Raw genomic sequence first — 12476 nt, 5'->3', positions numbered from 1 at the left:
TCTTCTCTACCGCATAGGAAAGGAGCCTTCCATGGCACAGATCGGCCAGTTTACCCGCACCCCGTCCGGCTATTTCGGGCAGCTTCGCACCCTCTCGCTCGACCTTGAGCTGACCTTTGTTCCGATCGATGATGTCGAGTCAGAGAACGCGCCCGCCTATCGAATTCGGCTTGGGGATGAAGACGGGCCGGAAGTCGGCGCAGGCTGGAAACATTCTGGCGAGCGCGCAGGACCGTTCGTCTCCGTCCTTCTCGACGATCCCGTCTTTCAGCAGCCGATCCGCGCCCGGCTGTTCCAGTCGGACGAAGATGGCCGCGAGTGGGGTCTGCACTGGACCCGTCCGAAGAAGCGCGACGAACAGGGGTGATCATGGTCACGTCCTGCACTCGTCCCGCTTCGGGGAGATGCGGTGTCCGCCGCCGCATCATCCTCCTTCTTTTTTCCGGCCTGTTCGTCTCCACCATCGCCCCGCTGTCCGGTCTGGCGCAAACCACCGTGCCGGATCGCACGGTCGCTGCGCATCCGCACGGCGCGCATATCGAGGAGGCTTCGCAGCGTTTCGGCATCCCGCCGTCATGGATCATCGCCGTGATGCAGGTCGAAAGCGCGGGCGATATGCGCGCCATATCCACCGCCGGGGCGATGGGGCTGATGCAGGTCATGCCCTCGACTTGGGCGGAGCTGCGCATCCGCCATGCTCTCGGCCGCGACCCCTTCGAGCCGCGCGACAACATCCTCGCGGGCACCGCCTACCTACGCGAGATGTGGGATCGCTACGGCAATGTCGCCGCGATGCTCGCGGCCTACAATGCCGGTCCCGGTCGCTACGATGAATACCGCGCGACGGCTCGTCCGCTGCCTGCCGAGACGCGCGCCTATGTCGCTGCTTTGACGCCGATCCTGCTCGGCGAGCGGCCTTCCGGCAGCGGCTCGACGGTCGCTCCGCCGCCCGACTGGCGCGAGGCGGCGCTCTTCGTCGCGCGTGAAATAGGCGCTTCCGCTGCCGATCCCGCGTCCCCCGACCGCACGCCGGACGATGCCCCTTCGCTCGTCCCGGCGGCACCGGACGCACTCACCGCCTTGCAGTCGGAGGGGCTGTTCGTCGCCCGCGATGCCGGTGGGGACCGGCCATGAGCAGCGGCACCGCAATTCGCATCCCATCGGGCGCTGGCGTGTCATGGAGGGCGCAGAGGGTGGCGGCAGGCACCACGACCGAAAGATGGCAGGATAAAAGCGCGCACGGTGCGGCTCAGGCGGGCGGTTGTTTTTGTTCATGTTTCTGGCGCGTTTCGCACCGTGCGGCGCTATCGCGCACCGTGTGCTTCGCGTCCATCTTCCTGATTTTATTCTCTGTTTTGCACCGTGCGGGGATGTGCCATGTCCGATGAGCACGAGTTCCGCATCCGTCCGGGGCGCATCCGCTCAACTCGTGCGCAGCAAACCCGGCCCTTCATCGCGCAGGCACTTGCCGCCGCGAAGAAGGCCGGAGGCGGCGTCTCGCGATCCGGTCGCGTCACATCCGGCAATCGTTCCCGCTTCGGGCGCGGCCAGCGCGCCAGCGTACAGGCCAACCGCCTCATCACCTCCCGTACACGCGGCGCCGTCGTCAAGGCACGCGTCGTTCGCCACATGGCGTCGTCGGCGCCGCTTGGTGCGCATCTTGATTACCTGCGCCGTGACGGCGTGACCCGAGACGGAGAGAAGGCAAGGCTGTTCGGGCCGGGAACGGAGGATGCCGATGGTCGCGCTTTCGCGGAGCGCTGCGGTGATGACCGGCATCATTTCCGGTTCATCGTCTCGCCTGACGACGCGCTGGATATGTCCGACCTCCGATCCTTCACCGACGATCTTGTCGGCCAGATGGAAAAGGATCTCGGCACGCGCCTCGATTGGGTGGCGGTCGATCACTGGAACACGGCGCATCCGCATGTCCATCTGATCGTGCGCGGCACCCGCGACGACGGGCAGGATCTCGTGATTTCCCGAGACTACATCAAGGAGGGGATGCGGGACCGGGCGCGCGATCTCATCACCCTGGATCTGGGGCCGCGCACCGATCTCGACATCCGCCGCAGCCTTGAGGCCCAGATCGAGGCGGAACGCTGGACACAACTCGACCGGCAGCTTGCCCGCGACGCTGGCAAATCCGGTATCGTCGATCTCGCCCCGCTCGCTGATCACCCGCAGGACGAGTTCCACACGCTGAAGGTCGGTCGGCTGCGCACCCTTGAAATCCTCGGGCTGGCCGATCAGATCGGCCAGTCGCAGTGGTTCATCAAGCCCGAGGCTGAAGCGGTCCTACGCGAGCTTGGCGAGCGTAGTGACATCATCAAGCGCATGCACCTCGCCCTGACCGAACGCGGCATCGAGCGCGGCTCCGCCAGCTATGTCCTCGCCGGTGAAAGCCTCGACGTTCCGGTTATCGGCCGTCTGGTCGAACGCGGCGTTGATGACGAGTTGAAGGGGACCGCCTATGCCGTGGTCGATGGTGCCGACGGCCGCAGCCATCATATCAGGCTCCCGCATCTGGATGCCGCTGGCGACAGCCCGCCCGGCTCGATTGTCGAGCTGCGCGCTTATGAGGATGCGCAAGGCGCGCGCCGTGTCGCGCTTGCCGTCCGCTCCGATCTCGATCTCGGCGCGCAGATCGGCGCCTCGGGTGCGACCTGGCTCGATCGGCAGGCCATCGCCCGCGAGCCCATCGCCCTATCGGACAGCGGCTTTGGTGCCGAGGTCCGTCAGGCTCTGGATGAGCGCGCGGAGCATCTGATCGGCGAGGGCTATGCCGAGCGGCAGGGCGGCCGCGTTGTCTTCGCGCGCCGACTGCTCAGCACACTGCGCAGGCGCGAACTCGACAGCCTCGCCGAGAAGCTCGCGGCAGATACCGGCATGTCCTTCGAGCGCGCCGCCAGTGGCGAATATGTCGCCGGTTCCTATCGTCAGCGCTTCGCACTCGCCTCCGGCCGCTTCGCCATGATCGAGGGTCCCGGACCTGACGGGGGTCTCGGCTTCCAGCTCGTGCCCTGGTCGCCCTCGCTGGAAAAGCAGATCGGCCGTCACGTCTCCGGCGTGGCCCGCGACGATGGCGGCATCGATTGGGATTTTGGGCGCAAGCGCAGCCTCGGCCTCTGACCTCAACTGGAAAGGATCTCTGCCCATGTCCGCCACCAAAATTCTCTGGGGACAGATCACCACCGTCTTCCTCATCATCCTTGCCACCACCTGGGGCGCGACGCAATATGTCGCCTGGAGCCTCGGCTATCAGCCGCAACTCGGCCCGCCCTGGTTCGAACTGCTCGGGACGCCGATCTATTATCCCCCGGCGATCTTCTGGTGGTGGTATTTCTATGAAGCCTATGCGCCGCCGATCTTCGCGAAGGGCGGCATCATCGCGGCCTCGGGCGGCTTCATCGCCATCGCGGTCGCCATCGGCATGTCGGTCTGGCGGGCGCGCGAGGCGAAGAACGTCGCCACCTACGGCTCGGCGCGTTGGGCCTCAAAGCCCGAGGTGAAGGCCGCCGGCCTGCTCGATCCCGATGGCGTAGTCCTCGGCCGATATGACCGCGAGTATCTGCGGCATGATGGCCCCGAGCATGTGCTGTGCTTCGCGCCGACCCGTTCGGGCAAGGGCGTCGGCCTGGTGGTGCCGACGCTGCTGACCTGGCCGGGCTCGGCAGTTGTCCACGACATCAAGGGCGAGAACTGGCAACTCACTTCGGGGTTTCGTTCACACCATGGTCGCGCGCTGCTGTTCGATCCGACCAACCCGAAATCCTCGGCCTACAATCCGCTGCTCGAAGTGCGTCGCGGCGAGTGGGAGGTGAGGGACGTGCAGAACATCGCCGACATCCTCGTCGATCCCGAAGGCAGCCTCGACAAGCGCAACCATTGGGAAAAGACCTCCCATTCGCTCCTCGTCGGCGCGATCCTTCATGTTCTTTATGCCGAGCCTGACAAGACGCTGGCAGGTGTGGCCAGATTCCTGTCCGATCCCAAGCGTCCGGTGGACTCCACCCTGCGCGCCATGATGACAACCGCGCATCTGGGTGAGGCGGGGCCGCATCCGGTCGTGGCCAGTGCGGCGCGCGAGCTGCGCAACAAGTCCGAGAACGAGCGGTCGGGCGTGTTGTCGACGGCGATGTCGTTTCTCGGCCTCTATCGCGATCCCGTCGTGGCCGAGGTCACGCGCCGCTCCGACTGGCGGATCAGCGATATTGTGGCCGGCGATCAGCCGACCACGCTCTACCTCGTCGTGCCGCCTTCCGACATCAACCGCACCAAACCCCTGATGCGATTGCTGCTCAATCAGGTTGGCCGTCGCCTCACCGAGGATCTGCAAGCGAATGCCGGAAGGCATCGGCTGCTCTTGATGCTCGACGAGTTTCCAGCGCTCGGGCGGCTGGACTTCTTCGAGACGGCGCTGGCCTTCATGGCGGGCTACGGCCTCAAGAGCTTCCTGATCGCGCAGTCGCTGAACCAGATCGAGAAAGCCTATGGGCCGAACAACTCGATTCTCGACAACTGCCATGTCCGCGTGAGCTTCGCCACCAACGATGAGCGCACCGCCAAGCGCGTGTCGGACGCCCTCGGCACCGCCACCGAGATGAAGGCGATGAAGAACTATGCCGGGCACCGGCTGTCGCCCTGGCTGGGGCATCTCATGGTCTCGCGCTCGGAAACCGCGCGCCAGTTGCTCACGCCGGGCGAGATCATGCAGCTCCCACCACATGAGGAGATCGTCATGGTGGCGGGCATCCCGCCGATCCGGGCGACGAAGGCGCGCTACTTTGAGGATGCCCGGTTTCAGGAGCGCGTTCTTTCCCCGCCTGATCTGACGCGCCCGGAAGGAACCCGTGCCGACGACTGGACCGCGTTGCCGATCCCGGCGCGACCCGGTCCTGCCGAGGATGACGAGGACCACATGAGGGATGATGAAGATCCGACCGAATCCGAACGCCGCTTGCAGCCCGAACTCAGCCGCGTGAAGCCGGTGGAGAAGAAAAAGCCCATCGAGAACGAGTTCGAGCCCGATCTTTCCGATGACGTGGAAGAAGATGTTGCCCGGAACCGACGCATGATCCGCCAGGTGCAGGGGATTGCCCGGCAGGTCGCCATGGACCCGAACGACGGCATGGAGCTGTAGCGCCATGACACGCCACAGGAAGAAATCGAAGATCACGATCTATCTTGACCCCGATGTCACCTCGGCGCTGGCGGACTTTGCGGCACGCCGGGATCGCTCGCAATCCATGATCGCCGAAGCCGCCATCGCGTCGTTCCTGTCGCCGGACGATGCCGAGCGGCGCGAAGCGGTTGTCGTCAAGCGCCTCGACCAGCTCGACCGCCGCATGGCGCGGCTTGAGCGGGACGTCGGCATCGCCGTCGAAAGCCTGGCGGTGTTCATTCGGTTCTGGGTCACGACAACGCCGGCGCTGCCTGAGCCAGCGGCGAAGGCCGCGAAGGCCAAGTCGGCGGAACGATATGAGGCGTTCATCACCGCACTCGGCCGGCGCCTCGCGCAGGGGCCGAAGCTCCGGCAGGAAATCTCGGAGGATGTGGCCGGATCAGAACAGGGTGCGGGGACACACTGATTGGTATACCATTTCGAGCCCATCAGCGACATTCAGGCAGACTGCGGTATGGCGCAGCCCCTCACGGATGCGGAAGAAGACCCGGCCCAAAGTAGACATTCCAGCGCTGTCGATCCTGCCTGGCGACATGTCCGAAAGCGGACACCGCACTCTTGCCGAACGGAAATCCACCCAATCAGTAAGACACGGCGGCGGCCTTCGGCGGATACTTGCGGTTCAAGCTGTGCAAAGCGCTGTTCGCTCGGTATCGTTGGCCAAGGGCGGGAGGGATGTTCAGCAGTGGAAATAAGTAGACTTAAAATATCAAACTTTCGCTCTATCAAAGAGGCAGACATTCAGTTTGGCGCGGTTACAGTCCTTATAGGAACCAACAACGCCGGAAAGTCGGCGATACTGGAAGCGATCCGCATCGCGCTTACCAGACGGTGGGGACAGCGCGGAACCGGATTCACTGAATATGATGTGCATCTGTGCGACGGTAGGCCAGATCCAAAAGTCGGCGATCCCGTCGTTATCGAGGTCGAGTTCCAGGAGGCTGTCGCCAACGAGTGGCCCGAGGACCTCCACGGCGAACTCGAAGACATCATCCAACTCGATCCAGTGACCGGCCGCGCGTCAATAATCATGCGCGTCAGCTGCTCATGGGAAGCGGCCGAAGAGAGTTTCGTGCCACGATGGGAATTCCTGAACGTCGAAAGGAACCCACTCGCCGGGCGCGGCGCTCGCGCCGTCAATCTCCAGGAGTTCTTCCAGTTTCTGCCCGTCTTCTACCTTGAGGCGCTCCGCGACGTCACGGACGAGTTTTCCTCAAGGAGCCAGTTCTGGGGCAAGTTGCTCCGGACGGTGCAAATCCCTGAACCTCTCGAGCAGAAATCAAAGCGGATCTTCGACCTTCTGAATCGACGCTTGCTCGACGCTGATCCGCTTCTGGCCAATCTTGCCAACGGTCTTTCCCATATCAGCCGCGTCGCCGCCACCGACGTCCCAGGCCAGGCGGACTTGCGGCTGCTGCCCCTCAATACATGGGATATCCTCTCGAAGGCGGAGGTCATCTATCAGACGGAGGGCGGCAAACCGTGGCTACCGTTGGCGCGGCACGGTCAAGGCGTGCAGAGCCTTTCCGTCATGTTCCTCTTCAAAGCCTTCGTTGAGCTGATCCTGAGCGATCTGTACCGGCCCGAAAGCACAGCTGTCCTGGCTCTTGAGGAGCCGGAGACACATCTCCATCCTCAGGCGGCCCGCAGCCTTTGGCGTCATATCACTGAGCTCCCAGGCCAGAAGATCGTAACGACACATTCGCCGTACTTCCTACAGCACGTTCCGTTCCGCGATATCCGCGTCGTCCGTGTCGAGGCCAACGGCACAACTGTAAGCGCTCTCCCCCGTCAATTCCGCGCGCCCGTCCCGCATGTTCCCCAGATTGACGCCATCATCGCAGCCTCCGCCGGCCTCATCACTTATGACCGCGGTCTCAACGAACTCGTGCTGTCCGGCGCTCTGCCCCAAAACCAGTATCGCGATCTCCTCATCGCCTACGGCGGACGCCCTGACACACAGACCATCCACGCCGCGCTGCGTAAGGCATCCGATGCATCGCAGGAGTTCGTCTCGGACGCGGAACTGGAGCAGCTGGAGACATTTGCTCGGCGGATCCGTGGCGAAATATTCTTCGCACGCCGCTGGCTTCTCGTGGAGGGCCCGTCCGATTACCATCTGGTTCATGGCATCGCCAAGGGCCTTGGCTACGACCTTGATGAACACGGCGTCGCCGTCATCGATTTCCAGAACAATGGCAGCCCCGAGATTATGCGTGAGTCATTGTCTCAGCTTTCCAATCTGGGAAGGTAGAGGCAGACGGTTTCTGGGACGGCCATCCCAGGAACTGGTGACGGGCGGGCCTCCCCGAGGAATGACCCGACGAGCGGTCGCAAAATATCTTGCCACCCGTCACATCTGTCAGGCCATCCGAACGGTAGAGGGGCCTTCGCGGCCGTGCATAATCAAGGATCACGACAAGCATATGAGCAGCAACTTCCACGAAGGCCATCGCACGAATATCATTGCGTTTGAGGTTTCTAAAGCGAGCCTAACCGTCCACAGCCTGCCCGACGACCGGCAGGTCACCATCCCAAACACCGCGCCCGCGATCAGACGCTTGCTCAAAGCAAAGACGAAAGGCAGCAACCCTTTCGTGATCTGCGAGGCATCCGGTGGATATGAGCGCCATGTTCTGAATTGCGCAGTCGAGGTGGGGCTTTCAGCCCATCGGGCGCATGGCACGCGGACACGGAATTTCGCGAAATTCTTGGGCCTCTCTGCCAAGACAGACGCGGTGGATGCGCGAATGCTCGCGCTATTCGCCGCCAAGTCGGTCGATCTGCGGCTATGGCAGCCACCCGCCCCAGAGACGGTCGAGCTGCGTGGCTTGCGGCGGCGGCGCGATGATCTGGCACAGATGATCCGCATCGAGCAAAACAGGTTGGAGCATCCGCAAATCAAGCATGTGGAACGCTCTCTGAAGCGTCATGTTCGCGCCATGAGCAACGAGATCAAGGAGCTCGATACTCAGATCGCCGCATTGGTCGCCGCAACGCCGGAGTTTCGGCAGAAGTCGGGCCTGCTGACGTCTGTGATCGGCGTGGGGCTAAAGACGGCAGCGGCCTGTCTGGCTTATCTTCCAGAGCTGGGGTCGCTGACCAAAGGAGAGGCTGCTTCGATTGTCGGTCTTGCGCCCCATGCTCAGGATTCAGGGACGCTGAAAGGACGCCGCCGCATTTCAGGAGGCAGGCGTGAGGTCAGGTCGAGCCTCTATATGGCGGCATTGACTGCCCTCCGCCTCGATCCGGCGATGCAAGCTTTCGCGCACCGCCTGAAAGAGCGTGGCAAGCCCGCGAAAGTGGTCATCACCGCAATCATGCGGAAGCTCGCCGTCATCCTGAACGCGGTGCTCAAGACTGGGGAGCCTGCGCGTCGAACTCATTCGGCATAGCGATTGCGGACCTTCGCTCGCCTGCGCACGAACAACCGCTGTGCGGACCGAAGCTGCCGTTCGCAGATGCAGCGAGAGCATGTACTTCGCTGGCGCGGGATTCACCAAAAGGGCGGGGAGCCGACCTTCGCCGCGGGTGCGAGCACCGCGCGTTTTCACGATCTGAGCGGACATTCAGCCTGACTTGCTCCGCCGGGTCTGGGTTGATTGATACTAAGGCCGGGAGCCAACTGTTCGCTGCGGGTGAGAATGCCCCTGAACGAGGAGCCGCTTGAGGTGCAGACCGAGGCGTGGCTAATGAAGCGTATCGCAGTCTGCCCCCGCGGCCATGCGGCGGAGGCGGCGGTCTTCGATCCCATCATCGCGGCAAGCGGCGAGCCGGCCTGCAGGGACCTCGCCCAAGCCACCCGCATCGCGCTTCCCATGGAAACCAATCTCGGCCTCGGTGCCGACCATCCGCTGGTCCACCGCAACATCGATCTCGCGGGGCATCCGCCGCTGCGGGACGGCGATCTCCTCGACCTTGTCGATGCGCGGCTCCAGGCGGCCACGCAGATGGCGCAATGCTTCGTTGAGGCTCCTCGTAACCGACTTCTGAAGCTTGCAGACGCTCTCGAGACGGCAGGCACGCTCGACGCGGGCGACATCGCCGAGATCTTCAATGGAGGGAAGGGCGGGATACCGTGCAACCCGCAGCCATCGCGATAATGGCCGCAAGCATCGTCCGGCATTCGCGACGTCCGGATCGGTCAGGCTCCCGCTGCGCGTCTTGGCGGCTGCCGCCAGCGTCGCATCAGTCTCCAACCCCGAGATCACAGCCAGCCATCACCGCTTAAGAGAGGTTTGTCCCATGAGCATCAGCATCGCCGCCGACGGCAGCCCGGGCCGCTTGGACGAGGAGCTCAAGCGCCCGCACCATCTCGTCGCCAACCTCAAGCGCATCTGATTGGCCCGTCACCCAAATCCGACCATTTCACATATAACTTGATATTTGAATATCGAACACTATCTATTGTCTTCAAGGTCGTCACGTTTGACACGGCCAGATACAGATAGCGGAGCCTCACATGACCCATGGCGCACACTCCGGCCTTTACGGCCCTTCCACCGCTCCGGATGGTTTCGAGCACGAACCTGACGCTACAGCCGGCTACTGGAGCCATCGGGCCAAAAACACCTTGCCGCCCCCCGACTTCATTGGCCCCTATGCCCGGCACCGCCCGCTCCCCACGCCGGGCGTGGAAGACCGGAGAGCCTGGATAATCGGTGGCGGAATTGGCGGGCTCGCCGCAGCATTTTACCTAATCCGGGACGGCCATATGCCGCCCGCCCATATCACCGTTCTTGAAGAGATGGATATCGAAGGCGGCTCAATGGACGGCGCCGGCAACCCCGAAGACGGCTACCTTATCCGGGGCGGCAGGGAGATGAACTGGAACTATGACACGCTGTGGGACATGTTCCAGGATGTCCCAGCCGTAGAGCTCCCTGAAGGCTATTCGGTATTGGATGAATACCGCCTGCTGAATGACAACGACCCCAATTATTCCAAGGCGCGTCTGATGCGCAATCAGGGTGAAATCGTTGATTTCACTGATATGGGGCTGACCCACTCCCAGCAATGGGAAATGATCCGTCTGATGCTTAAGAGAAAAGAAGACCTCGATGATATAACCATTGAGGAATACTTCTCCGAAGGTTTTCTGAGCAGCAATTTCTGGGCGCTGTTCCGCTCCATGTTCGCGTTCAAGAACTGTCACAGCCTTCTGGAAACCAAGCTGTACATGCACCGCTTCCTAGATTCCGTTGACGGTTTCGGGGATTTGTCAGCCCTCGTTTTTCCCAAGTACAATCAATATGATACCTTCATCAAACCGCTGGCGGGCATGCTGCGCGAAAAAGGCGTGCGCTTTCAGTTCGGCACGCGCGTGCAGGATCTGGAGCTGAGCGAGACCGGCGCCCAAAAGACCGTGACAGGCATTGTCTGCACTGTCGCAGGTCAGCCGCAACGACTGGAGGTTGGGGACACCGATCTTGTCTTTGCGCTGACAGGCTCGATGACGGAGAACACGGCCTATGGCGATCTGGATACTGTGCCCCAACTGATGGTCGGACGCCACGAGCCCGGCCAGGACAGCGGCTGGACGCTCTGGCGGAACCTGGCGGAAAAATCTGATGTGTTCGGCCATCCCGAAAAATTCTATGGCGACACCGACCAGTCGATCTGGGAGTCCGCCACCCTGACCTGCAAACCCTCGCCGCTTGTCGACAAGCTCAAGACGCTTTCGGTCAATGACCCGTATTCGGGACGCACAGTGACAGGCGGTATCATTACCTTCACGGACTCAAACTGGCTGCTGAACGTGACGTGCAACCGTCAGCCCCATTTTCCCGATCAACCTGAAGACACGCTTGTCTTGTGGGTCTATGGCCTCTTGATGGACCAGCCGGGCAATCATGTCGGCAAGGCCTTGCCGGAGTGCACAGGACGCGAGATTCTCAGCGAACTCTGCTATCATCTGGGGATTGAAGACCAGATCGATGATGTGGTCGCCAACACCAAGGTGCGTACCGCGCTGATGCCCTATATCACGGCGCAATTCATGAAACGCGCCGCCGGCGACCGGCCCCGGGTCGTGCCGGAAGGATGCACGAATCTGGGCCTGATCGGGCAATTCGTCGAAACCCGCAACGACATAATATTCACAATGGAGGCCTCTATCCGCACCGCCCGGATCGGCGTCTACAAATTGCTGAACATTCCCAAGCAGGCGCCCGACATCAGCCCAACCCAGTATGACATCCGCAATCTACTCAGGGGCGCGCGCGCCCTGAATAGCGGCAAGCCGTTCCTGGGCGAGAGGTTGCTGCACCGGTTGCTGGATCGGACGTATTATGCGCATATCCTGCCTCCCTTGCCTGAACCCGAGACCCAGCGTGATGAAGCCTTCGAGGCCGAAGTCGATACTCTGGCCGCCAAAGGCGGTGCCGCGCTGAAGGCCCTGGGGAGCTGGATCAGCAACGTCCGCAAAGGCTTCTCGAGCGAATGACCGCTGATCCCAGAGCCACAGCCAGAAGACTCTCGCCATGACAGATGCCCCCCGTCGACTGTCGCGACAGGAACAGCAACAGCGCACACGCGAGTGCCTTCTGGATGCGGCTGAAATGCTGTTCGCCGAAGGCGGGGTCAATGCGACCTCGCTTCGAAACGTATGCGAGCGGGCCGGGTTCTCCCAGGGGGCTTTCTATTCCAACTTCGCGAGCAAACAGGACCTTTTGCTTTCGGTTCTCGAACGTCATATCGAACGCGAAGCGGCCCTGCTGCAGTCTCTGGTGAAATCGGTGTCAAGCGATACGCTTGATCACGCTCTGGAAGGGTTTTCAGAGCACCTCACGGCCATCGCGGAGCAAACACAATGGTCCCTGTTGGCGATCGAACTGCAATTGCAGGCGCAGCGTGACGCCGATTTCGCCGCTCAGTGCGCTCACGCGCGCAACGCTAGCTATGACGCCCTAGCCTCGGTTCTGGAAACGCTGAAAACGCGCTTCGAGCTGAGCTATCAGCTTCCAACACGCCAGCTTGCGATCAGCCTTTACGCCCTGTGGTCCGGACTCGTGCTGTCTCGGGCCGGGGGTGAGACCATATCTCGCGCCGACTTACTTCTGACCCATTTCAGAGGATTGGTGGCCTCACCCAAATCTTTGAAGGGTTGAGACAGTATTGGTGCCGAGAGCTAGCCTTCCGCCTCCGCCGGGGTTCGCAAGCGCAGCGAATGGCGGCTTCGACGGGCAGCGCTGCAGCATCCTGAGCCGAGACTGAAGGTCGGCTCCGGGCCGTGAGAGACTTGGGCGATCGGTCAGTTCCGACCGCAACATTGCTTGTATTTGCGGCCCGA

At 62.3% G+C, this 12476-nt stretch carries 10 protein-coding genes; all 10 read left to right on the top strand.

The annotated features are described in order from the left end of the window. Positions 1-31 precede the first annotated feature (31 nt). The 10 genes from ACFSCT_RS03095 (at position 32) to ACFSCT_RS03050 (ending at position 12294) form a co-directional block, all read left to right on the top strand. Positions 32-367, top strand: a complete 336-nt coding sequence (locus ACFSCT_RS03095) for a DUF736 domain-containing protein (protein ID WP_058096765.1) — start codon at positions 32-34, stop codon at positions 365-367. Positions 368-369: 2 nt separating this feature from the next. Continuing rightward, positions 370-1134, top strand: a complete 765-nt coding sequence (locus ACFSCT_RS03090) for a lytic transglycosylase domain-containing protein (RefSeq protein WP_088233775.1) — start codon at positions 370-372, stop codon at positions 1132-1134. 243 nt (positions 1135-1377) lie between these two features. After that, on the top strand, positions 1378-3132 hold the full coding sequence (locus ACFSCT_RS03085; protein ID WP_379140070.1) for a relaxase/mobilization nuclease domain-containing protein: 1755 nt from the start codon (positions 1378-1380) through the stop codon (positions 3130-3132). 25 nt (positions 3133-3157) lie between these two features. Further along, positions 3158-5143 carry a conjugal transfer protein TraG gene (locus ACFSCT_RS03080; protein ID WP_379140068.1) on the top strand — a complete coding sequence of 662 codons (1986 nt, stop codon included), beginning with the start codon at positions 3158-3160 and terminating at the stop codon, positions 5141-5143. A 4-nt stretch (positions 5144-5147) separates the two neighbouring features. Further along, positions 5148-5591, top strand: coding sequence for a ribbon-helix-helix domain-containing protein (locus ACFSCT_RS03075; protein WP_058096996.1), 444 nt, complete (start codon positions 5148-5150; stop codon positions 5589-5591). A gap of 279 nt (positions 5592-5870) precedes the next feature. After that, positions 5871-7439, top strand: coding sequence for an ATP-dependent nuclease (locus tag ACFSCT_RS03070; protein WP_379140066.1), 1569 nt, complete (start codon positions 5871-5873; stop codon positions 7437-7439). Between the two features lie 172 nt (positions 7440-7611). Then, positions 7612-8580, top strand: a complete 969-nt coding sequence (locus ACFSCT_RS03065; RefSeq protein ID WP_058096994.1) for an IS110 family RNA-guided transposase — start codon at positions 7612-7614, stop codon at positions 8578-8580. 249 nt (positions 8581-8829) lie between these two features. Then, a complete protein-coding gene (locus ACFSCT_RS03060; protein ID WP_143795075.1) occupies positions 8830-9288 on the top strand; it encodes an ATP-dependent metallopeptidase FtsH/Yme1/Tma family protein in 459 nt (152 codons plus the stop codon). A gap of 359 nt (positions 9289-9647) precedes the next feature. Next, entirely contained in the window at positions 9648-11630 is a 1983-nt protein-coding gene (locus ACFSCT_RS03055) for an oleate hydratase (protein WP_379140064.1), read from the top strand. A gap of 37 nt (positions 11631-11667) precedes the next feature. Then, the gene (locus tag ACFSCT_RS03050) at positions 11668-12294 is read left to right on the top strand and encodes a TetR/AcrR family transcriptional regulator (protein ID WP_088233781.1); all 627 of its coding nucleotides are present in this window, start codon (positions 11668-11670) and stop codon (positions 12292-12294) included. The last annotated feature ends 182 nt before the right edge of the window (positions 12295-12476 follow it).

It is taken from the genome of Paracoccus pacificus (assembly GCF_042680785.1).
GTDB classification, from domain to species: domain Bacteria; phylum Pseudomonadota; class Alphaproteobacteria; order Rhodobacterales; family Rhodobacteraceae; genus Paracoccus; species Paracoccus pacificus.
The sequence above is the reverse complement of the archived record's forward strand: the minus strand, read 5'-3'. Positions and strand labels throughout refer to the sequence as shown.